Source organism: Streptomyces sp. NPDC057249 (assembly GCF_042669245.1).
GTDB lineage: Bacteria > Actinomycetota > Actinomycetes > Streptomycetales > Streptomycetaceae > Streptomyces.
Genome location: NZ_JBHUXS010000001.1, coordinates 678,534 through 705,159, shown reverse-complemented (window position 1 = coordinate 705,159; position 26,626 = coordinate 678,534). Strand labels below are relative to the sequence as shown.

Sequence of the window (26,626 nt, the reverse complement as noted above, 5' to 3'; positions counted from 1 at the left end):
TCGCGAGCACTCCTCAACGTCTTGTATTGTTTGCGGCGGAGGATTCGCCTAGTGGCCTAGGGCGCACGCTTGGAAAGCGTGTTGGGGGCAACCCCTCACGAGTTCGAATCTCGTATCCTCCGCCATTGCTCTCACCGGGCAATACGTTGAAGGGCCCCACCGTTCGCGGTGGGGCCCTTCGACGTGCGTGGTCGCGGTTGTATCACGTGCGGCGGCTTCGTCGGGTGCGACCTTTCTGCTGCCTACTGGTCACAGGGGCCCCTCCAAGAGCCGTCCCATGACGCGCCACACCGCGGCCTCACCCCTTGATGGGCAAGTCCCGGGCCGCGTAGTACGCGTGCAGCGCAGCTTCGCTCCCGGAGCCCAGGGCGGTCATGATCCGTTGGAAGCGGGCGGAGCGGAGGTCGCCGGCCACGATGACGCGGGGGTGCTGGTCGGTGGGCGGGCAGTATCCGTCCGCGCCACGGATCAGGTCTCCGGGTGGGGCGGCGGGGGCGCTTCCCAGGCTGAGGAAGGCCGCGTCCGCCGTGATCGTCCGGCGGGTACCGTCCTGTCCCACCGCCTCGGCCGACAGCTGGGCCCCTTCTCCACCGTGCAGCGTCAGGTGATCGAAGGGGAGCAGCGTGACCCGTGGGTCCTCGCGAATCTCGTCGATCTTGTACGCGTCCGCCGCCGGGTACGCCACGAGGAGGCGCGTGTCCGTGGTCGGGTGGGCGCGCAGGAAGGTGCCGATCGGGCGGTCGCCGCCGAGGACGAGGAGGGTCCGGCCTTGGACGTCGTCGGCGTCCGCCTGCCAGAGCGCAGGCAGGGTCAGCCCGGCGGGGGCGGTGATCCAGGGCGCTTCGCTGGGCTGGAGAGGGCCGACGCCCGTGGCGACGACGGCGTACGGGGCGGTGAGGGAGGCGCCCGTGTCCAACGTGACGGTCACCTGGTCGTCGTCGGCGCGGAGCTCGGTGACGTAACGACCGAGTTCGAGGCGGCACAGCTCCGTGTTCTTCAGCTCGGCGACAATGGCGTCGGCCAGCTCGGGGCCGCCGGTGTAGCCGCCGAGGACATTGTTCAGGGCCGGGACCCGGTACAGGTTCCGGCACAGCCGGTCCGGCTCGACCAGAATCGATCCCATGCCGACGCTGGCAGCCATACGTGCGGCAGCGCACCCGGCGGGTCCGCCGCCGATGATGATCAGATCGGTGTCGTACAGCGTGTCGCCCATAGGGCTATTCCAGCACCGGGGCCCCGGCGTACGCGACGAGTTGGCCGACCACGTACTCGGTGGTGACAAGCCGGCCGGTTCCGATCAGGCGACGGGCGACGACGAGTCCGGCGTCATGCACATCGGGGCCGGTGTCGCTATCGTCGCCGTTATTTGTCCTCGGGGCCGCCCCGGCCCCAGCCGTGTTCCCCGGCCTCGCGAGGTGTTCCGCATGACGTCCCGATCCACGCTGACGGCCTGGCTGGCCGGCCTTGACGCGCCACGGCTGTCGCGCGTACTCGGGATTCGGAAGGACGCCGTGGCGCCACCGGAGCCACGTTCCATGGCGGAGTCGACGGAACGTCTTCTGCGGCCGGGATCGGTGGCGCTCGTCCTGCCACAGCTACCGCTGCCTTGCCTTCAAGTGGCCGAGGCCCTGGCCGCCTTGGGAACTCCCCTGTCGCACGGCGCCCTGGCGAGGGCACTGGGAGCGACGGCACCCACCGCCTCTCGGGAACTGGACGCCGTTCTGGAGGTTCTGGCTGATCATGCGCTGGTCTGGCCGGACGGCGCCGGGAACCTCCACATGGTTGCCTCCTTGCGGCAGGCGTGGGACGCGCCCCTCGGGCTGGACGCACCGCTGGAGGAGCTACTGGAAGGCGTGACCTCCGAAGAACTGCGCGGCATGCTCGTGGCTCTGGGCATCAAGCCGCCCGGCACCAGGCAGCAGCGCACGGCCGCCGTCCTGGAACACCATGGCGATCCGCAGCGCGTCGCCGAAGTGATCGCGAAGGCCCCTTCGGCCGCCCGGCAGCTGCTGGAGCGACAGGCGAAGTCCGAACCACAGCACACGGAATTCGTCGCGTTCGGGGCTGCCATGGCCGATGTCCCGCCGGGTGAGCGATGGGCCCTGGACAGGGGTTTCCTGATCCGCAACCGCCACGGATACGGGCCGGGCCGCATGCCCGCCGAAGTGACACTCGCGCTGCGCGGGTCGGACTGGAGTGCGCCGTTCGATCCCGTACCGCCCGTGGCGGAGACGGTGCCCGTCCCCGCGGTGGAGGTGGAACGAAAGGCGACCGCAACTGCCACGGCCTTCGCGATCCACGCCGCCTCGGTCCTGTCGGCCTGCTCGGCGGCTCCACCGGCCCGGCTGAAGTCCGGCGGGATCGGCGCTCGTGAACTGGGGCGGATCGGCAAGGCCGCGCAGGCCGACGACGCGGTGGTACGCATCACCCTGGAGGTCGCCTACTCGGTCGGGTTGCTGGGCGACGACGGCGACCGCATCACACCCACCGCGGTGTACGACACCTGGGCGGTGCAGGAACCTGCAGCGCAGTTCGCCGACCTGCTCCACGCATGGTGGAACCTGCAGTTCACTCCTTCGGAGTCCCGCGACGAGGACAACAAGTCGCTTGCCGCCGTGGCCGGGGCCCACTGCGGCGCCTGCCTGCAGGCCCGGCGCGGGCTGCTCGCAGCGGCGGCAGCGCTTCCGGAGGGTCAGGGTGTGCGGGTCGGCACCGATCTGGGTCCGCTCGTGGCCTGGCACCGTCCGCTCGCTCATCCGTCGTTCCACGACGAGACGCCCTTCGCCGCAGCGGTCCGCGAGGCCGAGCTGACGGGCGTCATCGCCCGAGGCGCTCTCTCCCGGCTCGGTGCGGCTCTGGTGGCCGGTGACCGGGAGAAGCTGGCCGTCGCATGTCGGCGGCTGCTGCCGGAGGCCACGAGGACAGCCCGGTTCGGCGGCGACCTCACCGCCGTCGTCACCGGCACGCCCGCCGCGCGCCTGGCCGAGCTCCTGGATTCGACCGCGGACCGGGAGAGCAGCGGCACGGCCTCGGTATGGCGGTTCAGCGGCGCCAGCATCCGCCGCGCCCTGGACACCGGCCGCACTCCGGACGAGATCTCGGCCGAGCTGACCGCCGTCGCCGACGGGCCCCTGCCGCAGCCCTTGTCCTATCTCGTCGCCGACGCCGCCCGCCGTCACGGCCGCATGCGCATCGCCCCCGCCGCCTGCGTCATCCACAGCGACGAACCCGCGCTCCTGGCCGAGCTCGCCGCCCACCGGGCACTCGCCGCACTCGGGCTGCGGCAGCTCGCCCCGACGGTGCTCGTCAGCGGCAGCTCGCCCGACAAGGCCGTCGCCGCGCTCCGGGGCCAGGGCTATGCGCCCGTCGTCGAGGCCGCGGACGGAACCGTACGCATCGAGAAGGTGCCGCCTCGACGGGCCGCCGCCGTTCCGGCCCCCCGGACGGCCACCGCGAAGGCCGGTACCGGACGCTCAGCACACCGAACGGTGGAGGCGCCTGCCGCAGTCGATCCGTCCGCAGTGGCGGTCCGGTTGCTGGTCACCCCGCCGACCGTTCCGGAGCCCGATCCATTCGGCACCGGGGTTCCCTTCGGCACGGACACCGAGGAGATCGTCGCCGGATACGCAAAGCAGCTGACGTACACCGACGTCCGCCAACTGGCCCACGCCATCGACACGGGCACGGCCATCACCGTCGAGTACGTCGCCGCCTCGGGCAGCCGCACCGTGCGCACCCTCAGCCGCCTGGAACTCGACCCGCCCTACCTGGAAGCGTGGTGCCGCCTTCGAGACGCCGATCGTGTCTTCACCCTCTCCCGCATCCAAGGCGTCATGCCGGCGTGGGCAGACGACCTGGCGTAGCGGTCGATGACCGCGCCCGGCAGGTACAGGAAGCGCTCACCAAGCGAGGACGACACCGCAGTGCCGAAGCCGTGGACCTGGTCGTGGCCGCTATGGCGGAGCTGCAAGGGCTGACGCTCATCCACCGAGAAGACGTGGTCGAAGCCTGGCCGGCCCGACCCCAGCCCGCGCGTGCGCGCCGAAGTGGCCCTCCTCGATCCGCGCCCGTCCGCCGCCTCCGCGTCCGGGGCGCGGCCTACGATCCAGGGTCATGGACTGGCTGGAGCGCACCCGGAAGTTGCGGCAGTGGACCCGGAGCGGGGCTCGGGCGCCGCACAAACCGCTGTTGGTGTTGTACGCGCTCGCGCGGTTCCAGCGGGACGCCGCGGACGAGTTGCGGTACAGCTCCGTGGAGGCGGATCTGATGCGGCTGCTCGACGAGTACGGGCCGGGGCGCCCGACGACGCCCGCGTATCCGTTCCACCACCTCGTGAGCGACGGGGTGTGGGAGGTGCGCACCGACCGCGGGCCGGGGAGTCCCGGCACCGGCGTACGGGAGTTGCGGGCGACGGGGGCGACCGGGCGGCTGGTGCCGGAGTTGCGGGACGCGCTGCGGCGGGAGCCGTCGTTGCTCGGGCGGATGGCCCGGGTGCTGCTCGACGCCAACTTCCCGCCCTCCCTGCACGAGGAGCTGTGCGAGGCGGTCGGGCTGGAGCTCCAGCAGGCCGAGCTCGCCGAGGCGGGCCCGGCCGTGCGGCGGGGGCGGGACCCGCGGATGCGGGAGAGGGTGCTGACGGCCTACGAGTACCTGTGCGCGTTCTGCGGCTACGACGGGCGGATCGGCGCGGTGCCCGTCGGGCTGGAGGCCGCGCATGTGCGGTGGTGGGCGTTCGACGGGCCGGACGTCGTCGAGAACGGGCTCTGCCTCTGCTCCCTGCACCACAAGTTGTTCGACAAGGGCGTCCTCGGCCTCGGCGCCGACGACCGCATCCTCGTCTCGCAGAGCTTCGTCGGTCACAGCGCGGCGGCCGGCGCGCACGTCATAGCGCTCGCCGGCCGGCCGCTCATCGGGCCGCAGCGCTCCGCCGAACCGGTCGCCCCGGCGCACCGCGAGTGGCACGCGCGCGAGGTGTTCCACGGCGTGCCGCGCGCGGCGGCCGGCTGAGCCCCTCTACGCCTCCGGCGTCCCGTCCGCCGCGATCCGGCGGAAGCCCAGGTAGGGGGTCAGGGCCTCGGGCAGGACGAGGGAGCCGTCCTCCTGCTGGCACTGTTCGAGGAGGGCGGCCAGGGTGCGGCCGATGGGGAGTCCGGAGCCGTTGAGGGTGGCGACCAGCTTGGCCTTGCCGTTCTCGTCGCGGGTGCGGATCTGGGCGCGACGGGCCTGGAACGTACCGAAGTGGGAGACCGAGGAGATCTCGCGGTACGTGTTCTGGCTCGGAATCCAGACCTCGATGTCGTACGTGAGCTGCGCCGAGAAGCCCGTGTCGCCGGCGGCGAGCATGACGACGCGGTAGGCGAGGCCGAGTTCCTTCAGGCACGCCTCCGCGTGGCCGACCATCCGCTCCAGTTCCGCGTCGGCCTCCGCCGGGTCGACGATGCGGACCATCTCGACCTTGGAGAACTGGTGCTGGCGGATCAGGCCCCGGGTGTCCCGGCCGTACGACCCCGCCTCGGACCGGAAGCACGGCGTCTGGGCGGTCAGGGCGAGGGGGAGCTCGGCGGGCGGGATGATCTCGTCCGCGTACAGGTTGGTCAGCGGGACCTCGGCCGTCGGGATGAGGAACAGCTCGCGGTCGGCCACGCCGGTCTTGAACAGGTCCTCCTCGAACTTCGGGAGCTGTCCGGTGCCGGTCATGGTCTTCCGGGTGACCAGGTACGGGACCGTGTGCTCGACGTAGCCGTGGCGGCGGGTGTGCAGGTCGAGGAAGAGGGTCGCCAGGGCGCGCTCCAGGGCCGCGCCCGCGCCGCGCGTGACCGCGAAGCGGGAGCCCGAGAGCTTGGTCGCCCGGGCGAAGTCGAGGATGCCCGTCGCCTCGCCGAGGTCGACGTGGTCCTTCGGCTCGAAGGAGAACACCGGCGGCGTGCCCACGCGCCTGACCTCGACCGCGTCCGCGTCGCTGTCGCCGTCCGGGGCCTCGTCGGCCGGGAGGTTGGGGATGCTGAGGAGGAGGTCGCGCAGCTGCTCCTGGATCTGCTCCTGGCCCGCGTCGATCTCCCGGATCTCGTCCTTCAGCTCACGGGCCCGCTCCTTCAGCTTGGTGATGTCACCGCCCTGGCGTGCCGTCTGCTGGACCTCGCTCGCCACCCGCTTGGACTCCGCGCGCAGCTCGTCGGCCGAGCGGATGTTCTGGTTGCGCCGGGACTGGAGGTCCTCCAGTGCGGCGAGGTCCAGCGTGTAACCGCGTCGGGCGAGCCGGCGTACCGCTTCGGCACCCATGTCGAGCAGGGCCCGGGCATCATGCATGAGGAAGATCCTTCTGGTCCGGCGAACGGGACGGTGCGTTGTCGCACCGACGGTAGCAATCGGCGCACCGCGTGCGACCCGCAATACCGGCGGACCCGTTCCGCCGGCCCGCGCCGGCCGCAATCGGACTTCACGATTCCTTCACCTCTGGTCCATGCGGGCGATACGGTTCTCCCGTGTGCGGCGAGTCGCGCTGTGTCACGGAACAGCCTGCTGCCGTCGCCAGGGCGCGGCCCGCGGCGGCCGAGAGCTCGGGGGAGTGCGTGCCAGGCCCCCACGAGCCCGGCATGATCCAGACGAATGGTCCTGGGGGGACTGCATGCGTGAGATGACCAAGGGTGCCAACGTCGGGCTGGCGGACCTCAGCGACGATGCGGGCTCGGTCATCGCGAGCCTGAGCTGGAGCAGCCCCACCGGGGACGGTGACGCGGACGTGTCCGTGCTGCTCCTGGACGCGGGCGGCAAGGTCCGCGGCGACGCCGACTTCTTCTACTACAACCACCCCGCCGCGGCCGACGGCAGCGTGCAGCTGCTCGGCAAGACGCCGACGGACGGCGGCAGCGAGGACCGCATCAGCCTCGACCTGACGGCCGTCCCCGAGGACGTCGAGCGCCTGGTCGTCGCCGCGAGCCGGTACGGCGGCTCCCGCTTCGGCGACCTCGACGACCTGCGGATGACCGTCGCCGACCGGTCCGGCGAGGTGCTGCTCGGGTTCTCGATCGGCGACGCGTCCGTGGAGAGCGCCTTCATCTTCGGCGAGTTGTACCGGCGCGGTACGGAGTGGAAGTACCGGGCCGTCGGCCAGGGGTACGAGACCGGGCTCGCCGGCCTCGCCACCGACTTCGGCATCGATGTGGACGACGAGGGGGAGAACGAGACCGCGGACGCGGACGCGATTGCGGACCCGGTCGACGGGGAAGGCGCCGCGCCCGCCGCCGAGTCCGCCGGTCCCGCTCAGCCGCTCCCCGCCGTTCCCGCGCAGCCGGGCCCGCAGACCGTGGCGGCCGAGCAGCCGGCCGCGGCCGCGCCCGCCCCCGCGCCCAAGCGGCCCCGGGCCCGTACGGCGAAGAAGAAGGTGACCCTGCCCGCCGTCGCCACGAAGTCGCTCGCCGAGAACGACTCCTGGCGGGCCGCACGGCTCTTCCCCGCCTCGAACCTCAAGAGCGACAAGGAGCGCGAGGTCCGGGCGACCTCCGTGCTGCTGTCCGTGATGGCGCAGGTGCCGGAGTTCGGGCGCCGGCTCACCGCCGCCTTCGGGGCCCCGGCCGGGCGCATGCAGACCTTCACCGAGGTCTCCCTCCCGCACGGCGAGACCCCCAAGCGTCCCGACGGGGTGATCCGGGTCGAGCGGGCGGGGAAGCTGTGGACCGCGCTCGTGGAGACGAAGACCAACGGGAACGCGCTGAAGTCGGAGCAGGTCCAGAACTACATGGACATCGCCGCCCGCCGCGGCTACGAGGCGGTGATCACCCTGTCCAACGACGTGGCGCTGGAGGGCAGCCCGCTGGTCGAGGTCAAGACGGACGGGCGGCGCAAGCACAAGGTGGCCCTGTGGCACCTGTCGTGGGCGGAGGTGGCGCACCAGGCCCAGATGCTCATCCGGCACGAGGGCGTGGGGAACGCCGCCCACGCGTGGCTCCTCCAGGAGCTGCTGCACTACCTCCAGCACGAGAACTCCGGCTGCCACGGCTTCCAGAACATGGGCCCCGCGTGGGTGCCCGTGCGCAACGGCATCGACGAGGAGACGCTCAGCCAGGGCGACCCGCGTGCCGTGGAGGTCGTGGAGAGCTGGGAGCGGCTCATCCGCCAGGTCTGCCTGCGGATCGGCGGCGAGCTGGGGCAGAAGGCCCTGCCCGTCCAGCGCACCCAGCGCGGCACCACCGCCCTCTCCCGGCGCGCGGCGCACGCCGACCGGCTCTGCGAGGAGGGGCGGCTCGCCGCCGAACTGCGGGTGGACGGCTCGCCCGGCACCATCACGATCGTCGCCGACCTGCGGACCGGGAAGCTGCGCACCTCGGTGGAGATCCCGGTGCCGGAGGGGGCCTACCCGCTGACGTCGGCCAAGCGCCTGATGCGGCAGCTCGCCGAGGCACCCGCCGACCTGCACGTCGAAACGCTGGTCGAGGGGCAGAGCGGCCCGCGCGGCACCCTGGAACGCCTCCGTCCGGAGCCGGGCGACGTCCTTCCCCGCGACGGCAGCCGGATCACGGGATTCCGGCTCTCCCTCTTCAAGAGCATGGGCGCCACCCGGGGCAATGCGGAGACCGGGTTCATCCGCAGCGTCGACAACGCCGTGGACCGGTTTCACTCGCATGTGATCGCCCACCTCGCGCAGGCCGAGCGCCGCAGCCGCCGCACCTCGGCCCCGGAGCCCCGGGACACCCCGGTCCCGGCGCCCGCGGGGGCCTGAGCCGGCCCCCGCTGACCGGCAAACGGCTGCAAACCGCCCGGTCGGTGGTGGTTGTGCTGGCCGTGGCCCCCGGCGCTCGCCATGATGCCGCCCATGACCAAGAGCGACGATGGCCGAGACATCACCCTCCGGATCGCCCAGGAGCCGGCGGCGGACGAGCTTCTCGCACGCAGTCCGCTCGCCGCCCTGGTGGGCATGCTGCTCGACCAGCAGGTGCCCATGGAGTGGGCCTTCGCGGGCCCGTACGCCCTGGCGCAGCGCATGGGCAGGGACGATCTGGACGCCCATGAGATCGCCACGTACGACCCGGAGGCGTTCACCGGACTGTTCACCGCCAGGCCCGCGCTGCACCGCTACCCGGGTTCGATGGCCAAGAGGGTGCAGCAGCTGTGCCAGTTCCTGGTGGCGCAGTACGACGGTGAGGCGGCGGCCGTGTGGAGCGATGCCGCGACCGGGGCGGAGCTGCGCCGGCGGCTCAACGCCCTGCCCGGGTTCGGGACGCAGAAGGCGCAGATCTTCCTCGCGCTCCTCGGCAAGCAGTTCGGGGTCCGGCCGCCGGGCTGGCGGGAGGCGGCGGGGCCGTACGGCGAGGAGGGCTCGCACCGGTCCGTCGCGGACATCACCGGCCCCGAGTCACTGGCCGAGGTGCGCGCGTTCAAGCAGGAGGCGAAGCAGGCGGCGAAGGCCGCGAAAGCCGCGGCGAAGGGCAAGTGAGCCTTCTCGTACGCGGCATGGTGGCAATCGTGGCTGCGCCCGGTGGCTCGTGACCGGTAGGCTTTCCGTGTGATCTTCAAGCGCATCGGAAATGGGCGGCCTTATCCCGACCACGGCCGGGAAAGCACCCGGCAGTGGGCGGACGTCGCGCCGCGCCCGGTCCGCCTCGACCAGCTCGTCACCACCAAGGGCCAGCTGGACCTCGAAACCCTGCTCGCCGAGGACTCCACGTTCTACGGCGACCTGTTCGCACACGTCGTGAAGTGGCAGGGCGACCTCTACCTGGAGGACGGGCTGCACCGCGCGGTCCGTGCCGCGCTCCAGCAGCGCCAGGTGCTGCACGCCCGCGTGCTCGAACTCGGCTGACGGCTCGGAGGCCGTGCGGGGTTCGTTCGGGTGTTTTCCCACCCGGACGGGTGCGATCCATTGATCATTTAGTAGGCATCATCACCGGGTCGCACTACGCTGCGCCCATGAGCATGCTCACTCCCCCCGGCATGGGCGGAAAGTACCGCATCACGGGTGACAAGTACCCCCGCATGCGCCGCCCCCGCCGCCGTAGCAAAGTGGTCCTCGCCGCCATCGCCTCCGTGGTCGCCCTCGGGCTGGCCGGATGGGGCACGCTGCAGCTCATCGATGTCTTCACGGGCGGCGACAAGACGGCCAGCGCCGCCGACCGGAGCGAGCGGTGCCCGTCCCCGAAGGCGTCGAAACCCGCCAAGGTGCTGCCGCAGCCCGCGAAGATCACGGTCAACGTCTACAACGCGACCACGCGCGGCGGTCTCGCGAAGGCCGCCGCCGACGAGCTGAAGAAGCGCGGGTTCAAGATCGGCGAGGTGGGGAACGCCACCGCCGCGTACGACAAGAAGGTTCCGGGTACGGGCATCCTGCTCGGCGCCCCGGCCGCCGCCGAGGGCACGTTTCCGGTGCTGGGCGCCCAGCTGCCCGGGGCCACGACGAAGACCGACGCCCGCAAGAACGGGGAGGTCGATCTGATCATCGGCAAGAAGTTCACGGCGTTCAGCAAGCCGCAGACGGTCGCCGCCGCGCTGTCCGCGCTGACGAAGCCCGCCCCGGCGCCCTCCTCCTGCTGACTGCTGAGGACGGCGCCGGGGCGGGGTCGTCCGCCTCGTAGTGCCTAGTCGGCGGTGCCGTACATGCGGTCGCCCGCGTCGCCGAGGCCCGGGACGATGTAGCCGTTCTCGTTGAGCCGTTCGTCGACCGAGGCGGTGACCACGGTGACCGGCGTCCCGGCGAGCTCGCGCTCCATGACCTCGACGCCCTCGGGGGCGGCCAGGAGCACGACCGCGGTGACGTCGTCGGCGCCGCGCCTGATCAGCTCCTGGATGGCCGCGACGAGCGTGCCGCCGGTGGCCAGCATCGGGTCGAGCACATAGATCTGGCGGCCCGAGAGGTCGTCGGGCATCCGGCTCGCGTACGTGGACGCCTTGAGCGTCTCCTCGTCGCGGATCATGCCCAGGAAGCCCACCTCGGCGGTCGGCAGCAGCCGGACCATGCCGTCGAGCATGCCGAGACCGGCCCGCAGGATCGGGACGACCAGGGGGCGGGGGTGCGACAGCTTCACGCCGGTGGTGGGTGTCACCGGGGTCTCGATGTCGACCTGTTCGGTGCGCACATCGCGGGTCGCCTCGTACGCGAGCAGGGTCACCAGCTCGTCGGCGAGGCGCCGGAAGGTCGGGGAGTCGGTGCGCTTGTCGCGCAGGGTGGTGAGTTTGTGCGCGACCAGCGGGTGGTCGACGACGTGGATCCGCATGACTCCCAGCGTAGCCGCGCCTCCCGCACCCGTGCGCTGGCATCATCCACGCGTTCGGGGGGAAGGTGGTGGCATACGGACCCAGCGACGCAGCCAGCCTTGGGGGTGAAGAGCCGATGGCCGACGGGGCACGGAGCGCCGAGAACCCGGGGAACGCGCGGAACCTCCGGAGCACACCGGACTCCCCCGACGCACCGGACTCACCCGACGCGCCCGAGACCGACGCGCAGCGCCGGCGGCGGCGGGCCCAGTTCCTCCGTGAGCTCCACGAGGCGAAGGCGCTGCGCGACCGGGTGCAGCCCCGACGGGTCAAAGCCGCCCGAATGCGCCAGGCCATGCGGATGCGTACGTTCCGCTGGTAGCCCCTCCGGCCTGCGGAGAAGCCGCTGGTGACGGTGGTGGAGAGAACTGATGGCCGACTCAACCGCCGAACTGCTCTCGCGAAGCGCCGGTTTCTGTCACGATGCCGAATGGGCGGGACTCAGGGCAGCCGGAGCACCGACTGCTCCCCGCCCGGACCGGCCCTTGGCCCCGAGACCAGTGGGAGAGTCACGGTGTACTTCGCCGCACTGCTCGCGCGCACCGAAGACGGGTGGGAAGCGAGCGACACGGAGCTCGACGATGTGGAGACCCTGTCCGACCTGACGGATCTGGCCCGTGACGCCTCGGTTGACGAGGACACGGTGCTCGTATTCATCGAGCAGGAGGACGCCTGGTTCGGCGTCGTCCGGGTGGACGGTGAGGAGGACCCCCGGATCTACGTCTCGGACGCCTCCGCCGCCGCCCGCTCCTCGTACGGGGAGATCCTGCTCACCGACGAACTGCTCGGCCGCGAACCAGGGGCCGAGGACACGATCGCCGCCCTGGAGGAGCTCGTCGGCCTCGACGGCACGGAGGACGGCGAGCCCGAGACCACCACCGACGACGACGATGACGACGGGCCCTCCGCGGGCGTCGTCCCGGCCGGCCCGATCGGCGACTCCGGGGTCCTGGCCGACCTCGGGCTCCCCGAGGCCGAGCTCCTGATGCTGCGGACGGACGCGCTCGCGGAGATCGCGGACGCGCTGGGGGCGGCCGAGGTGCTGGAGACCGTCCGCTAGGGTCCGCGGGGTGACCCGAGCATCCCGTCCGCACGCCCCGGCCCCGGACCCGCCCGATCCCGTCAGGGACCCGTGGCGGGCGGTGATGCGCCGCGCCCTGGCCGAGGCCGACCGTGCGGCGGCGACCGGTGACGTGCCGGTCGGCGCCGTGGTCCTCGGCCCGGACGGGGCCCCGCTGGCCGCCGGGCACAACGAGCGCGAGGCGACCGGGGACCCGACCGCGCACGCCGAGGTCCTGGCGCTGCGCCGGGCCGCGGCCGCGCTCGGTGAGTGGCGCCTGTCCGGCTGCACCCTGGTGGTCACCCTGGAGCCCTGCACGATGTGCGCGGGCGCCCTGGTGCAGGCCCGGGTGGACCGGGTGGTCTACGGCGCCCGGGACGAGAAGGCCGGTGCCGCCGGTTCGCTCTGGGACGTCGTGCGCGACCGCCGCCTCAACCACCGCCCCGAGGTGGTCGCCGGGGTCCTGGAAGCCGAGTGCGCGGCCCCGCTGACGGCCTTCTTCCGGGGCCGCTGACCTGCCGGGGCCGGGGCACGCGGCCTCGGCCGGTAACGGATTTCGGCGTACGGCCAACATGGTCTAAGCTCTCTCTCGGTAGCGTGTCCGAGCGGCCGAAGGAGCTCGCCTCGAAAGCGAGTGTGGGGAAACTCACCGAGGGTTCAAATCCCTCCGCTACCGCCAGCGAGAACCGCCCCCGAACCGTGTGAACGGATCGGGGGCGGTTCTGCGTGTGCCCGCGCCCGGTGCCGGTTGGTCACCGGGCGCCGCGCTGAGGGATCATGCCGGGGGCGGCGGGACGCCCGCCGGGGCCGGCCACCGCCGGTCGGGCAGCCGAGAGAAGAAAGCACTGGCCGTTATGCAGATCGTGCGGGGCAAGAAGCTCGAAAAGGCCGCCGAGGGCGAATTCGAGCGGCTGGTCCAGGAGAGTTCCCGGGTCGTCGTCGACGTCGGTACCGGAGACGCCCGGGCGTCCTATCGCATCGCCAAGGAGAATCCGGAGTGGCTGGTCGTGGGCGTGGACCCGGCCTGGCAGCGGATGACGCAGACGAGCATTCGCAGCCGCCGCAAGCCCGCCAAGGGCGGCGTACCCAATCTGCTGCTCGTGAACGCGTCCATCGAGAATGCCCCGGAGGAGCTGCTGGGGGCCGCCGATGAATTGCTGGTCCTCATGCCGTGGGGGAAATTGCTCCACGGTCTCGTGCGCGGCGACGAGGACATCTGGGGCGGTCTGCGGACCGTCGCCAAGCCGCACGCACCGCTCACCGCGACGGTCGGCACCAGCATTTGGCGGGAGCCCGTGCCACGGGACATCCAGGGACTTCCGGAGCTGACCCCTCCGTACGTCGAAGAGGTGCTCACCGGGAAGGCGCTCGCCGCCGGCTGGAAGGTCACCGGTTTCCAGCTCACGAAGGCCGAGGAGGCCGCGGCCGTCTCCTCGTCGTGGGCGCGCCGGCTGGACTCCGACAGCACCGAGGTCATCGCCACCCTGACAGCGGTCACGGCCGGTCCCGAGGAGTGAGCCCGGCGGGTCAGCCCGTCGGGAACTGCCTGCAGTACTCGTACATGGCCATGGCGCCGGCCGTGGCGACGTTGTAGCTGTGCGGGGACCCCCAGACCGGGATCTCCACGCACTCGTCCACGCACGCGAGCTCGTCCTCCTTGAGGCCGGTCCGCTCGTTCCCGAGGACGATGACCGACTTACGGGGGAAACTGATCTCGTGCAGGCTCTTGGAATTCGTGGCCTGTTCGAGCGCGATGATGGTGTAACCGTCCTCGCGCATCTTCTTCAGCACCGGCGGAAGGCTCCGGCGCATTTCGATCTCGACGTGCTCGGCACCGTCGCGCGCGATCTTCGGGTCGAGTTTCACATTGCCGCAGGCGATGATCCGCTCGACTCCGCAGCACCCCGCCGTCCGCACCACGCTGGAAAGGTTCACGCGGCTGCGGAACGCCGAGCACGCGATGACGAGCTCGCGATCGCGGAGCAAAGGAGTGCCCGGCTTGTGGCGGAGGTGTTCGAACATGCCGGGAAGTCTACTGGGCCCCGGCCGACCGGCTCCGCGCCTGCGCGCGGACTACCATGACCGGTCCGGACACGACACCCGCTAGGCCCTGGAGAAGGCAATGAAGATCCACGCCAGGGGCCACGGGCACATCCGCGCGACCCACGCCAAGACCTTGGAGTTCACCGGCGAGCGGGAGATCACGCCCCGGGCGACCTGCGTCGTCGGGGTGGGCGCCGCCTTCGACGAGGAGGCTCTGGGCCTCCTGCGCGGCCCCGTCGCCGTCCGCCTCGCGGCCGGGCCGCACGTCGCGACCGGCACCGCCGTGGTCAACCCGCACCACGAGGTGACCGACCGCCTGGTGCTCCGGCGCAGCGACCACGCCTCACCGGACACCTTCGCCTTCCGCAGCACCCTGGTGGCGAGCGACCTCGACCCGGACTTCGTGGCGGCACTGGGAGACCCGGCGGCCGAGGTGACCCTGACGCTCACCGAGACCGGGCCCCGCCGGCCGCTGGTCCTCGTCCACCCCCGCGGCCTGCCGGAACCGGAAGGGCGCCCGGGGCTGCTGTGGCGCACGGCGGACGCCTCGGTGGACCTGGACGCGGCGCGGGTCCCGAGCGAGGCGCGCGCGGCCCTCGCGGACGGCGGGGTGATCGCCGCCTCCGTCTCCGGCCCGCTGGAGGGCGTCTCGCCGGCGGCCGGGGCGTGGCTCGCCGACGCGGCCGCCCGGGGGGCCCGGTTCGAGGTGACGGGCGACGCGGCCGGGACCGTGGCGGCGCTGCTCGCGGCGGGCCTGCCGGTCGCGCCGGCAGTCCACCTGGGCCGGGCCGACCGCCGGGCGCTCGCCGCCCCGCCGCACGCGGAGCTGCTGCGCACGGCACCGGCCCCCGTGGTGTTCCGGGCGCCCGCCGCCGACCTCGGCGTGCTCGCGGAGGTGCTGGCCGGGGCCGCGGAGGACCGCCGGATCGCCGTGCCGGACGGGCATCCCGATCTCGGGCACGGGGTGAGGTGGCTGCCGCTCTCCGAGGCGGGGGCGGCCTTCGAGGGTGAGGAGGAGGGCGTGTTCGTCCTCGCGCCCCCGCAGCGCGCCGCGTGGAACGTCGACCTGCGGCCCCTGGTCCCGCTGCTGGTGGAGCAGGGGGTCACCGCGCGCACCCTCAGCACGGTGCTCCGTCCGTTCGGGATCAGCCGGCGGGACCTGTACGACGCGCTGGGCGATGCGCCGGCTTCCCGGGCCAAGGGCTCGCGGAACACCGAGGAACGCGGCGAGAAGAAGTAGGAGGGGGAAGCGGCATCGGGGGGATGTGCCGCTTCCCCCGGTCACGGGTCCTGCCGCTCCTCGCCGCGGTCGGGGGAGGCCACGGCATGGGTCCCCGGCAGGGGCCCGTTCCCGGCCCCCCGGAATCCGGGGGGCTCACCTTCCATCCTGCCTCGCCGGACCCCGTGCGCGGGCGGACCAAGGACCCCGATGCGCGGGACGTTGGTCCCTGAGGGCTGGGACGGCACGTGACGGAAACAGCAGGCAGATCCGCGCAGGTGTGTGGATAGACTCGCCCGACCGCACAGGGGATCGAAACCGCAGGGGATCGAAGGGGAGTCAGGGGCTGATGGCTCAAGCGAGGAAGATAGCTCTCTACGTGATAGGCGTCTTCGTGCTCTACACGATCATCAACTCCCCCGCCCGGGCCGCGGACCTGGTGCAAGTAGGGTTCGAGGGCATCGCGGACGCCGCGCAGGGCGTCGGCGACTTCATGTCCGAGCTCGTCAACTAGGGGAACCGCGTGATCCGCCATCTGGTCCTGTTCAAGCTGAACGACGGCGTCGAGCGAGACGACCCGAGGGTCGTCGCGGGTGCGGAGGCGTTCCGGGCGCTGGAGGGGACCGTCCCGGAGCTGGAGTTCTGGGAGTGCGCCTGGAACATCACCGACCGGCCGATCGCGTACGACTTCGCCATCAACTCCGCGGTCGCGGACGAGGCCGCGCTGAAGCGCTACCTCGAACACCCCGACCATCAGGCGGCCGCCGGTCAGTGGCGTGCATTCGCCACCTGGGTGATCGCCGACTACCCGTTCTGACGCCTTCGGCCCTGCGAGCCCCTCACCACGACGGTGAGGGGCTTTTCTTTGTCCAGGACCCGATGGACGCCCGGCGGACGTTTCAAACCCGGGCGAGGTCAACACGGCGCTATGGGGTGCTTGCACATAGTGGTCATGTCTTGTGATGCTATGACCGCTTTTGACGGACGGATTGACCGAAGTTGACCGCAAGCCGTAGTTGTCGACCGCGAAGGGGTGGCGTCATCGTGCCGGCCAGTACAGCGCCTCAAGTGCCTCCCCAGGCCCACCAGGCGGCACCGGCCGCCCCGCCCGCCCGGCCGCCCGCCCCGCCGCCGGTCCAGGTGCGGACGACGGTCCACGAGACCCCCGACGAGACGGCCGCCCCCGCCCGCTCCCGGACCGCCGACACCAGGGCGCTCACCCAGGTGCTGTTCGGGCAGCTCAAGAACCTGGAACCGGGCACCGCGGAGCACGACCGGGTGCGCACCGCGCTGATCGAGGCCAACCTTCCGCTCGTGCGGTACGCCGCCGCGCGGTTCCGCAGCCGGAACGAGCCGATGGAGGACGTCGTCCAGGTCGGCACCATCGGGCTCATCAACGCGATCGACCGCTTCGACCCCGAACGCGGCGTGCAGTTCCCGACGTTCGCGATGCCCACCGTCGTCGGCGAGATCAAGCGGTACTTCCGGGACAACGTGCGCACCGTCCACGTCCCCCGCCGGCTGCACGAGCTCTGGGTGCAGGTCACCGGTGCCACCGAGGACCTGACGACCGCGCACGGCCGCTCGCCCACCACCGCGGAGATCGCGGAGCGGCTGAAGATCTCCGAGGACGAGGTGCTGGCCTGCATCGAGGCCGGGCGCTCGTACCACGCGACCTCGCTGGAGGCCGCCCAGGAGGGCGACGGGCTCCCCGGCCTCCTCGACCGGCTCGGCTACGAGGACCCGGCCCTCGCGGGCGTCGAGCACCGGGATCTGGTCCGGCACCTCCTCGTACAACTGCCCGAACGGGAGCAGCGCATCCTGCTGCTGCGGTACTACAACAACCTGACGCAGTCCCAGATCAGCGCCGAGCTCGGGGTCTCCCAGATGCACGTGTCACGGCTCCTGGCCCGGAGTTTCGCCAGACTGCGATCCGCAAACAGGATCGAGGCGTAACCGAAACGGGTAGACCGTTCCCGTGGCGTTTCCCCGGGGCCAAAAGCCTCACACCCCTTGTTAACTGCGCAGACTCCCCCTGGACTTGTCGACAAGTCACTACAGCGCGTTGCCGACATGTGACATTCTGCGGGAAGTGAGTTTGCCGCAGCCCCACCTCCGGTATTCAGGTGGAGGCTGCGTTCCTCCGATGGTCGTGGCCACCGCGACCGTCCGCGACCTCAAGGGGGTGGCATGTCCGAAGAACAGGGCAGCTCGAAGGTGCTCACGCTCGACAAGAGCGAGCCCGCACCCGTTGCGCTCACCAGCTCGCCGGAAGCCATCGACACCCGCACGCTCTCCCGCTCCCTGTTCCTGCGGCTCGCCGCGCTGGGCCCCGCCCCGGGCCCCGGGGGGACCGACAGCCCGGAGCGTGCCTATGTGCGGGACACACTCATCGAGCTCAACCTGCCCCTCGTGCGGTACGCGGCGGCGCGGTTCCGGAGCCGTAACGAACCCATGGAGGACATCGTCCAGGTCGGCACCATCGGCCTGATCAAGGCGATCGACCGCTTCGACTGCGAACGCGGCGTGGAGTTCCCGACGTTCGCGATGCCGACCGTCGTCGGCGAGATCAAGCGGTTCTTCCGGGACACCTCGTGGTCGGTGCGGGTGCCGCGCCGGCTCCAGGAGCTGCGGCTCGCCCTCACCCGGACCAGCGACGAACTCGCGCAGAAGCTGGACCGGTCACCGACCGTCCCGGAGCTGGCCCGGGCGCTGGGGGTCTCCGAGGAGGAGGTGGTCGACGGCCTGGCCGTGGGCAACGCCTACACCGCCTCCTCGCTCGACTCGCCCGCCCCCGAGGACGACGGCGGCGAGGGCTCGCTGGCCGACCGGCTGGGTTACGAGGACACGGCGCTGGAAGGCGTCGAGTACCGCGAATCGCTCAAGCCGCTGCTGGCCAAGCTCCCGGCGCGCGAGCGGCAGATCATCATGCTGCGGTTCTTCGCCAACATGACCCAGTCGCAGATCGGCGAGGAGGTCGGCATCTCGCAGATGCACGTCTCCCGCCTGCTGACGCGTACGCTCGCCCAGCTCAGGGAAGGGCTCATCGCGGACTGAGCGCCTCCCGCGGGCCTGCTCGTACGGCCGCCGGGGCGCCCCGCCCCCGGCAGCCGTACGCGTTCCCGCGCGTCCGGGGCCGCGGACGACAGCGCCGCCCCCTCGCGGATCGGCGAGAAGGCGGCGCGGAGACGGATGCGGGGCGGGGTCGGGACGCGTGACGGGTTCGTCAGCCCAGCGCGAGCCAGGCGACCGCGCCGAGCACGATGACCACCGCGACGATTCCGGCGATCAGTCCGGTCCTCGGGCCGGAGGAGGCGGCAGCGGCGGGCTGGTGGCGCTGCGGTTCACCCTCGTCGACGAAGGCGCGGAACATCTGGGTGCTGCCGGCCGGGTCGTGGGAGCCCTCGGGGCCCTGCGGTGCGTGGGGATTGTGTGCCATGTCGCAGGACCCTAGCGAACTCGGGCGAACGGCCCAACCCCCGGGCGCCGCGCGCCGATCCACCACCGCTGTGGCGCGTAACACACCGCCCCCTCCTCTACCGCAGACGCTGCGGGTTTGACCAGGACCCGGCGCAGCCTTTTGCGTTCCTTTACTCCCGCAAGCCCCTTTTCGTTTGCCTGTAGCAACCAATGGCTTCTATGGTTGCCCTAAGCAACAAGATGACGGTGAGATTGTCTGGGGGTCCCGTGGCCGCACGGAGTCAGTACGAAGAACTGGCCCGGCAGCTGAGTGCCATCGGGGCCGTCAAGAGGGGTCTCGCCCGCATCCTGCCCGCCGAATGCCCCGGCGGTTCCGCCGCCGTGCTGACTCTGCTGAGCCGGCACGGGGAGATGCGGATCAGCCGGCTGGCCGAGCTCCTCGCGGTCGACATGTCGGTGACCAGCCGACACGTCGCCCATGTGGCGGAACGGGGCTGGATCGAACGGTTCCCGGACCCGGCGGACAAGCGCTCCCGAATCCTGCGGCTGACCCCCGCGGGGGAAGGGGTGCTGGAGGACCTCTACCGCCGGTCGACCGAGATGTTCGCCTGCCATCTTCAGGATTGGTCCGACGACGACGTCGGACAGCTCAACACGTTGCTGGCCCGGCTGCGCGACAGCTTCTCCTGTCGCGGAACCGGAGGGTGCGCCTCCGGAAAGCACAGCGGCGACTGCCGCTCCCGCCGGGCCGACAGCCAGGACGGCTCGTACACCCGTACACCCGCGTAACAGAAGCAAAGACAAGGACTTACATGGCTACGACCACACCAACCGGTGTGCGGGGCGGCCACGCCAAGCACGGGGGCCACGACGCCTCCGACGGCACGCCGATGTCACACCGGCAGATCATGGAGGCACTGGCCGGGCTGCTGCTCGGCATGTTCGTCGCGATCCTGTCGTCGACCGTCGTCTCCAACGCCCTGCCGGAGATCATCTCCGACCTGGGCGGCGGGCAGAGCGCCTACACCTGGGTCGTCACCGCCTCGCTGCTGGCGATGACGGCGACCACGCCCCTGTGGGGCAAGCTGGCCGACCTCTTCAGCAAGAAGCTGCTGGTCCAGATAGCCCTGATCATCTACGTCGCGGCGTCGGTCGTCGCCGGGCTCTCGACCAGCTCGGGCATGCTGATCGCCTGCCGCGTGGTGCAGGGCATCGGCGTCGGCGGTCTCTCCGCCCTCGCCCAGATCGTGATGGCCGCCATGATCGCCCCGCGCGAGCGCGGGCGTTACAGCGGCTACATCGGCGCGGTCTTCGCCGTCGCCACCGTCGGCGGCCCGCTGCTCGGCGGTGTCATCACCGACACCAGCTGGATGGGCTGGCGCTGGTGCTTCTACGTGGGTGTGCCGTTCGCGGTCATCGCCCTCATCGTGCTCCAGAAGACCCTGAAGCTCCCCGTCGTCAAGCGGGACGTCAAGGTCGACTGGACCGGCGCCTTCTTCATCAGCGCCGCCGTCTCGCTGCTGCTCCTGTGGGTGACGTTCGCGGGCGACAAGTACGACTGGATGTCCTGGCAGACCGGCGTGATGCTCGCGGGCTCCGTGGTCCTCGCGCTGCTCTTCGTCTTCACCGAGTCCCGCGCCAGCGAGCCGATCATCCCGCTGCGGCTCTTCCGCAACCGGACCATCACGCTCGCCTCGCTCGCCTCGCTGTTCGTCGGTATCGCGATGTTCGCCGGCACCGTCTTCTTCAGCCAGTACTTCCAGCTGGCGCGCGACAAGTCGCCGACGATGTCCGGTGTGATGACGATCCCGATGATCGGTGGTCTGTTCATCTCCTCGACCGTCTCGGGCCAGATCATCACCAAGACCGGCCGCTGGAAGGCATGGCTGGTCAGTGGTGGCTTCCTGGTCACCGCCGGTCTCGGCCTGCTCGGCACGATCCGCTACGACACGACGTACTGGCACATCGCGGTCTACATGTTCGTGATGGGGCTCGGCATCGGCATGATGATGCAGAACCTGGTGCTCGCCACGCAGAACCAGGTGGACCCGAAGGACCTCGGTTCGGCCAGCTCCGTCGTCACCTTCTTCCGTTCCCTCGGTGGTGCGATCGGCGTCTCGGCGCTGGGCGCCGTCATGGCGAACCGCGTCACCCACTACGTCAAGGACGGCCTCGCGGACCTCGGCCCGCAGGGCGCGGCCCTGGGCCACGGCGGCACCGGCGGCGGGGGCATCCCCGACCTGGACAAGCTGCCCGCCCCGTTCCGCACGGTCATGGAGACCGCCTACGGGCACGGCGTCGGCGACGTCTTCCTGTACGCCGCCCCGGCCGCGCTGCTCGCCTTCCTGATCACGCTGTTCATCAAGGAGGTCGCGCTCAAGACGCGGGCCGGCGGCGACGCCCCCGCGCAGGCCGAGGCGTCCGCCGAGGCACCCGCCGACACCGTCACCGAGGCGGTCGCCGAGGGCGCCGCCGGGGTCACCGCCGTCGACACCGCGGAGCCGGCCCCCGCCGCCGAGGCCGAGGCCGGGGCACCCGTGGACTTCGCCAAGGGCGGCACCCCCGTCCGCGGTGTGGTCCGGGGCGCCGAGGGCGCGCCCGTGGCCCGGGCGGCCGTCACGCTGATCTCGCTCGGCGGCCGGCAGCTGGGCATCGCCGCGGCGCAGGCCGACGGTGGGTACGCGCTGGCCGCCCCGGGCGCCGGTTCGTACGTCCTGATCGCGTCCGCCGACGGCTTCCAGCCGCAGGCGTCCACCGTGGTCGTCGGCGACGAGCCGCTGGCGTACGACATCCTCCTCTCGGGTACGAGCGGCCTGGCCGGTACCGTGCGCGCCGCCGAGAGCGGCACCCCGGTCGCGGACGCCATGGTCATCGTGACCGATGTGCGCGGCGATGTGCTGGCCACCGGGAAGTCCGCCGAGACGGGCGACTTCACCTTCGGCGAGCTGGTCCCCGGCGCGGTGACCGTCGCGGTCAACGCGGCCGGCTTCCGCCCGCTGGCCCTGCCCGTCGAGATCGGCGGCCAGGGGGTCACCCGGGTCGACGCCGCGCTCCGGGCCGGTGCGCTGGTCCAGGGCGTCGTGCGGGCCGGTGCGAGCCGCCGCCCGCTGCCCGACGCCCGGGTCACGCTGGTCGACGCGGCCGGCAACGTGATCGCCACCTCGACCACCGGGGAGGACGGGGCGTACGCCTTCGCCGACCTGGACGCGGGCGAGTACACGGTCATCGCGACCGGCTACCCGCCGGTGGCCGGCGCCCTGACGGTGGCCGGCCACGGGGTCGACGGCCACGACATCGAGCTCGTCCACCCGGGCGAGTGACCCACGCGGTCCGGGGGTAGGCCCCGGACCCGTACGAGACCCCTGGCGGGGACGGCGTCCTTCGAGCGGAGGCGCCGTGCCGGCCGGTGGAAATGGGCCCCGGTGGCGGGGACGGCAGGCAGGGGACGGCCTGCCGTCCCCGCCCCGGGGCCCGACTCATTGAATGGCCCCGGTCCGGTGGACGGACGGGCCATGAGCAAGGAGAGAGAACGGGATGGGACTTCGCGCACAGGTACGGACGCGGGACGGCTGGGCCGTGCAGCACGCGATCGTGACGGTCACCGACATGACCGGCACGCAGGTGCTGCGCGCCGCCGCCGACGAGGCCGGGGCGGTACGGGCCGACACCCCGCTGTCCGCGGGCGCGTACACGGTGATCGTGACGGCGGTCGGGTACGCCCCCGCCGCCTCCACCGCCCTCGTCACGGCCAGCGGCACGGTCGAGGCGGGCACGGTGGTGCTGGGCCGCCAGGGCGGGGTAGAGCTGCCGCCGCCGGGCACCTGGTCGCTGGACCCGGCGCACTCCTCGGTGGGCGCGGTCGCCCAGCACCTGGGGATCTCCAGCGTGCACGGCCGGTTCACCGCGTTCGGCGGGCGCGTCGAGATCTCCGAGGACCTCCAGAGCTCCCGGGTCGAGGCGGTCATCGACGCGGCGAGCATCGACACCGGCAACGGCATGCGGGACAAGCACCTGCGCTCCCCCGACTTCCTGGACACCGACCGGTTCCCCGAGATCACCTACCGCTCCAGCGGGCTGACCCCGGCCGGCCCCGACCGCTGGACCGTGCACGGCGAGCTGACCATGCGCGGCGTCACGCGCCCCGTCGACCTCGACCTGAGCTACCTCGGCACCGGCCCCGACCCGTGGGGCGGGGTGCGCGCGGCGTTCAGCGCGACCGCCGAACTGCGCCGCGAGGACTTCGCCATGAACTACAACCAGGTGGTCCAGGCGGGCATCGCGGCGATCGGCACCACACTCCGCGTCGAGCTCGACATCCAGGCCGTGCAGGGCGATTCCCTGCCCGCCGTCTGACGGCTCGCCGCCGTAGGGTCGGTTCCATGGCACCCGACATCGCGACCAACACCGCCGTGGAACTCGACGCACTGCTGGACTTCGTACGGCCCCGGCACCGGGCGATCCTGCTGACCACCCGGGCCGACGGCCGCCCCCAGGGCTCCCCGCTCACCTGCGGAGTGGACGACGCGGGCCGGATCGTGGTCTCCACGTACCCCGAGCGCGCCAAGACCCGCAACGCCAAGCGCGACGCGCGGGTCAGCGTGATCGTGCTCTCGGACGACTGGAACGGGCCCTGGGTCCAGATCGACGGGTCCGCCGAGGTCATCGACGCGCCGGACTCGGTCGAGCCGCTGGTCGAGTACTTCCGGAACATCTCCGGCGAGCACCCCGACTGGGACGAGTACCGGGCGGCGATGGTGAAGCAGGGGAAGTCGATCATCCGGATCACCCCCGAGCGCTGGGGCCCCGTCGCCACCGGCGGCTTCCCGGCCCACCTCGCCCCGTGATCTCCCCCGCCCTGCTCGACCGGGCCCGGATCGTCGCCGGGCCCGAGGTCGGCGAGGCCGCCGTGCGCGGACTCTCCCGGGCCACCGGGCGGCCCGTCGAACGCGCCCTCGGTGAGGGCCCCTTCGTGTACGTGGGCGCCTCGCTGCCCGACGCGGTGCGCGGGGCGGACCTGGTCTGGTTCCACAGCGTCAACGCGGGCACCGACGCCCTGCTGCGCTCCGGGCCCTGGCCGGACGGCGTGCCGCTGACCCGGACCGTGGGCCGGATGGGCGAGCGGATCGCGCAGTACGTGCTGGGCTGGGTGCTCGCGGAGTGCCAGTCCGTGCCGGAGTTCGCCGCCCAGCACGCCCGCGCCGAGTGGCGCCGCATCGACTCCGAACTCGTCGCCGGACAGACCGCCGTGGTGCACGGCGCCGGCCGCATCGGCTCCGCCGTCGCCACGCTGCTCCGGGCCTGTGGCGTCCGGACCGTGGCCGCCGCCCGCACCCCGCGCCCGGTGCCGCCCGGCTTCGACGCGGTGGTCCCGGCGGACGAACCGGTCGCCGCCCGCTGGGTGGTCGCCGCGCTCCCGCTGACCGGGGCGACCACCGGCTACTTCGGGACGGACCGGTTCGCCGCGATGGGCGGGGCGACGTTCCTCAACGTGGGGCGGGGCGCGACCGTGGACCTGGGGGCGCTGGAGGGGGCGCTGCGCTCCGGGGCGGTGGGGCGGGCGGTGCTCGATGTGCTGGCGGACGAGCCGGCGGCGCCCGGTGACCCGTGCTGGCGGCTGCCGCGTACGGTCGTCACCTCGCACTCCGCGGGGATCACGGCGGACGAGGACGTCGTCACGGACTTCGCGGCGTGCCTGCGGGAGCTGTCGGCGGGCCGGGTCCCGGCGCTCACCGTGGACACCGCGCGCGGATACTGAGCCCCCGCCGGAACCGGGCCCCTTACCGGGCGCGCTCCCGCATCGCGTCGATCCCCGCGATCAGCAGGTCCAGCGCGAAGGCGAAGTCGCGCTCGCGGGTCTCCTCCACGCCGGCCCCGCCGCGCGCCGCCGTCAGGCCCGGCGAGTCCTCCACGAGGCCGTCGAGCCGGGGCTGCTCCTGGATCGCCGCCCTCGCCTGCCGGACGTACTCGTCCTGGGTGAGCCCGGCCTCCGCGCTCCGCCGCGCGAACCGGCCCTCGGCGGTGCCGAATCCGTACACGAACTGGAAGACCGCCGCCAGCGCGCCGTCCCGGCTCTCCGGCGGCAGCCCGGTCGCCCGGATCACGTCCCGCACGGTGCGGGTCACCCGCAGCGCGTGCGGGCCGAGGTTGAGGAACCGGCCCGCGAGCGGCGAGACCCAGACGTGCCGCACCAGCAGCCCCCGGTACGCCGCGGCCACCGCGCGCAGCCGGTCCTGCCAGGGGGCGTCGGCGGGCGGCGGCGCGATCTCGCCGTAGACCGCGTCGAGGGCCAGTTCCAGCAGGTCGTCCTTGGTGTCCACGTACCAGTACAGGGACATCGCCGTCACGTTCAGCTCGGCGGCCAGCCGGCGCATGGAGAACTTCGCCAGCCCCTCGGCGTCCAGCAGCCGGACCGAGGCGGCGGTGATCCGTTCCCGGTCGAGCCCGGCCGGCTGGTCCGTCCGGCGGGAGCGCGCGGGCTGCCGGGTCTTCAGCCACACGCTGGACCGGACAGGGTTCTCCACGCGGTCGGCCGCGGACACCATGGCGCACTCCCTCGTCTCGCCGGCGGGACGGAAGGACCGGCCGCGTACCGCCTGCCCGTGAAACGGAGGCGTACGGTCCGGCGGGTCCCGGACCGATGCTATGCCGCTGCCGCGACCGGGCCGGCCGGGCATCGGGGTGGTCGGGGCGTACAGGTGTCCTCTCGTGGGTACGGTGCCGGTCGCCGCGTCGGATACGACCTGCCCCGGAAGCTGGAGTGATATGTCACTGCGTCGTCGTACGGTGGAAGTCCTGGTGGCCGCGGGGTTGCTGGGAGCCGCGCTCGCACCTCCCGCGACGGCGGCGGGGCACGGGCAGGCGCCCGGGCGGTCGGTCCCGCTGCGGGTCGCCACGTACAACATCCATGCCGGGGCCGGCATGGACAACGTCTTCGGTCTCGACCGGCAGGTGGCCGCGCTGCGCGCCCTGGACGCGGATGTGATCGGGCTCCAGGAGGTGGACGTCCGCTGGGGCGACCGCAGCGAGGGGCGGGACCTGGCGGCGGAGCTGGCCGCCCGGCTGGGGATGCATGTCTCCTTCGCGCCGATCTACAGCCTCGACCCGGTGTCGGAGGGCGGCCCCCGGCGGGAGTTCGGCGTCGCCGTGCTGTCCCGGTACAGGATCGTGAGCGCCGAGAACCACGATCTGACCCGGCTCTCCACGCAGGACCCGGACCCGGTCCCGGCGCCCGCGCCCGGCTTCGGCGAGGTGGTGCTGAAGGTGCGCGGGCTGCCCGTCCACGTGTACGCGACGCACCTCGACTACCGGGGCGACCCGTCCGTCCGTGTCGCCCAGGTCGCGGACACCCGGCGGATCATGGCGGAGGACCGGGCGGACGAGCGGCGGCCGGTCCGGCAGATCCTGCTCGGCGACTTCAACGCGCCGCCGACCGCGCCGGAGCTGGCGCCGCTGTGGAAGGAGCTGACCGACGCCGAGCCGGGCGGGCCGACGTACCCGGCGCGGAACCCGGTGCAGCGGATCGACTACGTGGCCGTCTCGAAGGACGCCGTGCGGGTGCGCGGCGCGGCGGTGGCCGAGGAGTCGCTCGCCTCGGACCACCGCCCGGTCGTCGCCGATCTGCTGCTGCGGCGCTGAGTCCT

At 72.3% G+C, this 26,626-nt stretch carries 27 protein-coding genes, 2 tRNA genes and 1 pseudogene; 24 read left to right on the top strand and 6 right to left on the bottom strand.

What is annotated here, in order from left to right:
* Positions 1 to 37: 37 nt before the first annotated feature.
* Positions 38 to 125, top strand: a tRNA-Ser gene (locus ACFUJY_RS03370).
* A gap of 173 nt (positions 126 to 298) precedes the next feature.
* On the opposite strand, the gene ACFUJY_RS03365 is transcribed toward ACFUJY_RS03370, so the two are convergent.
* Positions 299 to 1,213: an FAD-dependent oxidoreductase gene (locus ACFUJY_RS03365; protein ID WP_383293709.1), complete on the bottom strand. Its 915-nt coding sequence runs from the start codon at positions 1,211 to 1,213 to the stop codon at positions 299 to 301.
* A 565-nt stretch (positions 1,214 to 1,778) separates the two neighbouring features.
* Here ACFUJY_RS03365 and ACFUJY_RS03360 point away from each other — a divergent pair.
* From ACFUJY_RS03360 to ACFUJY_RS03350, 3 genes and pseudogenes are all read left to right on the top strand, one after another.
* Positions 1,779 to 3,863, top strand: coding sequence for a helicase-associated domain-containing protein (locus tag ACFUJY_RS03360; protein ID WP_383293707.1), 2,085 nt, complete (start codon positions 1,779 to 1,781; stop codon positions 3,861 to 3,863).
* 8 nt (positions 3,864 to 3,871) lie between these two features.
* A pseudogene (locus ACFUJY_RS03355) lies at positions 3,872 to 3,994 on the top strand (VapC toxin family PIN domain ribonuclease); the annotation flags it as partial.
* 119 nt (positions 3,995 to 4,113) lie between these two features.
* Positions 4,114 to 5,007 (top strand): phosphorothioated DNA-binding restriction endonuclease, encoded by an 894-nt coding sequence (locus ACFUJY_RS03350; RefSeq protein ID WP_383293704.1) that lies wholly within the window; start codon positions 4,114 to 4,116, stop codon positions 5,005 to 5,007.
* A 6-nt stretch (positions 5,008 to 5,013) separates the two neighbouring features.
* Here the strand turns inward: ACFUJY_RS03350 and serS are convergent, their stop codons facing one another.
* Entirely contained in the window at positions 5,014 to 6,306 is a 1,293-nt protein-coding gene (serS, locus tag ACFUJY_RS03345; RefSeq protein WP_383293701.1) for a serine--tRNA ligase, read from the bottom strand.
* A gap of 319 nt (positions 6,307 to 6,625) precedes the next feature.
* Between serS and ACFUJY_RS03340 the strand changes: the two genes are divergently transcribed.
* From ACFUJY_RS03340 to ACFUJY_RS03325, 4 genes are all read left to right on the top strand, one after another.
* Positions 6,626 to 8,716, top strand: coding sequence for a TerD family protein (locus ACFUJY_RS03340; RefSeq protein ID WP_383293698.1), 2,091 nt, complete (start codon positions 6,626 to 6,628; stop codon positions 8,714 to 8,716).
* 93 nt (positions 8,717 to 8,809) lie between these two features.
* A complete protein-coding gene (locus ACFUJY_RS03335) occupies positions 8,810 to 9,430 on the top strand; it encodes an HhH-GPD-type base excision DNA repair protein (protein ID WP_383293695.1) in 621 nt (206 codons plus the stop codon).
* A 69-nt stretch (positions 9,431 to 9,499) separates the two neighbouring features.
* Positions 9,500 to 9,796: a type II toxin-antitoxin system VapB family antitoxin gene (locus tag ACFUJY_RS03330; RefSeq protein WP_003955420.1), complete on the top strand. Its 297-nt coding sequence runs from the start codon at positions 9,500 to 9,502 to the stop codon at positions 9,794 to 9,796.
* Positions 9,797 to 9,927: 131 nt separating this feature from the next.
* On the top strand, positions 9,928 to 10,524 hold the full coding sequence (locus ACFUJY_RS03325) for a LytR C-terminal domain-containing protein (RefSeq protein ID WP_383293905.1): 597 nt from the start codon (positions 9,928 to 9,930) through the stop codon (positions 10,522 to 10,524).
* Between the two features lie 44 nt (positions 10,525 to 10,568).
* On the opposite strand, the gene upp is transcribed toward ACFUJY_RS03325, so the two are convergent.
* Positions 10,569 to 11,204, bottom strand: coding sequence for a uracil phosphoribosyltransferase (gene upp / locus ACFUJY_RS03320; protein ID WP_383293692.1), 636 nt, complete (start codon positions 11,202 to 11,204; stop codon positions 10,569 to 10,571).
* A 116-nt stretch (positions 11,205 to 11,320) separates the two neighbouring features.
* Between upp and ACFUJY_RS03315 the strand changes: the two genes are divergently transcribed.
* The 5 genes from ACFUJY_RS03315 (at position 11,321) to ACFUJY_RS03295 (ending at position 13,821) form a co-directional block, all read left to right on the top strand.
* A complete protein-coding gene (locus tag ACFUJY_RS03315) occupies positions 11,321 to 11,566 on the top strand; it encodes a hypothetical protein (RefSeq protein WP_383293689.1) in 246 nt (81 codons plus the stop codon).
* A gap of 192 nt (positions 11,567 to 11,758) precedes the next feature.
* Positions 11,759 to 12,304, top strand: a complete 546-nt coding sequence (locus ACFUJY_RS03310) for a hypothetical protein (protein ID WP_383293687.1) — start codon at positions 11,759 to 11,761, stop codon at positions 12,302 to 12,304.
* A gap of 10 nt (positions 12,305 to 12,314) precedes the next feature.
* On the top strand, positions 12,315 to 12,818 hold the full coding sequence (gene tadA / locus ACFUJY_RS03305) for a tRNA adenosine(34) deaminase TadA (RefSeq protein WP_383293685.1): 504 nt from the start codon (positions 12,315 to 12,317) through the stop codon (positions 12,816 to 12,818).
* Between the two features lie 77 nt (positions 12,819 to 12,895).
* Positions 12,896 to 12,983, top strand: a tRNA-Ser gene (locus ACFUJY_RS03300).
* A gap of 175 nt (positions 12,984 to 13,158) precedes the next feature.
* Entirely contained in the window at positions 13,159 to 13,821 is a 663-nt protein-coding gene (locus tag ACFUJY_RS03295; protein ID WP_383293682.1) for an rRNA methyltransferase, read from the top strand.
* 10 nt (positions 13,822 to 13,831) lie between these two features.
* On the opposite strand, the gene ACFUJY_RS03290 is transcribed toward ACFUJY_RS03295, so the two are convergent.
* Positions 13,832 to 14,326 carry a TrmH family RNA methyltransferase gene (locus tag ACFUJY_RS03290; RefSeq protein WP_383293679.1) on the bottom strand — a complete coding sequence of 165 codons (495 nt, stop codon included), beginning with the start codon at positions 14,324 to 14,326 and terminating at the stop codon, positions 13,832 to 13,834.
* Positions 14,327 to 14,426: 100 nt separating this feature from the next.
* Here ACFUJY_RS03290 and ACFUJY_RS03285 point away from each other — a divergent pair, with 100 nt between their 5' ends.
* From ACFUJY_RS03285 to ACFUJY_RS03265, 5 genes are all read left to right on the top strand, one after another.
* Positions 14,427 to 15,587 carry a DUF371 domain-containing protein gene (locus tag ACFUJY_RS03285; protein ID WP_383293677.1) on the top strand — a complete coding sequence of 387 codons (1,161 nt, stop codon included), beginning with the start codon at positions 14,427 to 14,429 and terminating at the stop codon, positions 15,585 to 15,587.
* Between the two features lie 328 nt (positions 15,588 to 15,915).
* The gene (locus ACFUJY_RS03280; RefSeq protein ID WP_383293673.1) at positions 15,916 to 16,080 is read left to right on the top strand and encodes a hypothetical protein; all 165 of its coding nucleotides are present in this window, start codon (positions 15,916 to 15,918) and stop codon (positions 16,078 to 16,080) included.
* 9 nt (positions 16,081 to 16,089) lie between these two features.
* Positions 16,090 to 16,383: a Dabb family protein gene (locus ACFUJY_RS03275; protein WP_164400049.1), complete on the top strand. Its 294-nt coding sequence runs from the start codon at positions 16,090 to 16,092 to the stop codon at positions 16,381 to 16,383.
* Positions 16,384 to 16,634: 251 nt separating this feature from the next.
* The gene (locus tag ACFUJY_RS03270) at positions 16,635 to 17,522 is read left to right on the top strand and encodes an RNA polymerase sigma factor SigF (RefSeq protein ID WP_383293670.1); all 888 of its coding nucleotides are present in this window, start codon (positions 16,635 to 16,637) and stop codon (positions 17,520 to 17,522) included.
* Between the two features lie 234 nt (positions 17,523 to 17,756).
* Positions 17,757 to 18,623 (top strand): RNA polymerase sigma factor SigF, encoded by an 867-nt coding sequence (locus tag ACFUJY_RS03265; protein WP_383293667.1) that lies wholly within the window; start codon positions 17,757 to 17,759, stop codon positions 18,621 to 18,623.
* A gap of 169 nt (positions 18,624 to 18,792) precedes the next feature.
* Here ACFUJY_RS03265 and ACFUJY_RS03260 read toward each other — a convergent pair whose 3' ends face one another.
* Positions 18,793 to 19,005: a hypothetical protein gene (locus ACFUJY_RS03260; RefSeq protein WP_383293664.1), complete on the bottom strand. Its 213-nt coding sequence runs from the start codon at positions 19,003 to 19,005 to the stop codon at positions 18,793 to 18,795.
* A gap of 248 nt (positions 19,006 to 19,253) precedes the next feature.
* Here ACFUJY_RS03260 and ACFUJY_RS03255 point away from each other — a divergent pair, with 248 nt between their 5' ends.
* From ACFUJY_RS03255 to ACFUJY_RS03235, 5 genes are all read left to right on the top strand, one after another.
* Positions 19,254 to 19,775 (top strand): MarR family winged helix-turn-helix transcriptional regulator, encoded by a 522-nt coding sequence (locus tag ACFUJY_RS03255; RefSeq protein WP_383293661.1) that lies wholly within the window; start codon positions 19,254 to 19,256, stop codon positions 19,773 to 19,775.
* A 23-nt stretch (positions 19,776 to 19,798) separates the two neighbouring features.
* Positions 19,799 to 22,306, top strand: coding sequence for an MFS transporter (locus tag ACFUJY_RS03250; protein ID WP_383293658.1), 2,508 nt, complete (start codon positions 19,799 to 19,801; stop codon positions 22,304 to 22,306).
* A gap of 214 nt (positions 22,307 to 22,520) precedes the next feature.
* Entirely contained in the window at positions 22,521 to 23,339 is an 819-nt protein-coding gene (locus ACFUJY_RS03245; protein WP_383293656.1) for a YceI family protein, read from the top strand.
* Between the two features lie 26 nt (positions 23,340 to 23,365).
* Entirely contained in the window at positions 23,366 to 23,830 is a 465-nt protein-coding gene (locus ACFUJY_RS03240) for a PPOX class F420-dependent oxidoreductase (protein ID WP_383293653.1), read from the top strand.
* Positions 23,827 to 24,741 carry an NAD(P)-dependent oxidoreductase gene (locus tag ACFUJY_RS03235; RefSeq protein WP_383293650.1) on the top strand — a complete coding sequence of 305 codons (915 nt, stop codon included), beginning with the start codon at positions 23,827 to 23,829 and terminating at the stop codon, positions 24,739 to 24,741. Before ACFUJY_RS03240 ends, ACFUJY_RS03235 begins: the two co-directional genes overlap by 4 nt.
* A gap of 22 nt (positions 24,742 to 24,763) precedes the next feature.
* Here the strand turns inward: ACFUJY_RS03235 and ACFUJY_RS03230 are convergent, their stop codons facing one another.
* Positions 24,764 to 25,528 (bottom strand): TetR/AcrR family transcriptional regulator, encoded by a 765-nt coding sequence (locus ACFUJY_RS03230; protein ID WP_383293648.1) that lies wholly within the window; start codon positions 25,526 to 25,528, stop codon positions 24,764 to 24,766.
* A gap of 220 nt (positions 25,529 to 25,748) precedes the next feature.
* On the opposite strand from ACFUJY_RS03230, the gene ACFUJY_RS03225 reads away from it, so the two are divergent.
* Positions 25,749 to 26,621 carry an endonuclease/exonuclease/phosphatase family protein gene (locus tag ACFUJY_RS03225; protein WP_383293645.1) on the top strand — a complete coding sequence of 291 codons (873 nt, stop codon included), beginning with the start codon at positions 25,749 to 25,751 and terminating at the stop codon, positions 26,619 to 26,621.
* Positions 26,622 to 26,626 lie beyond the last annotated feature (5 nt).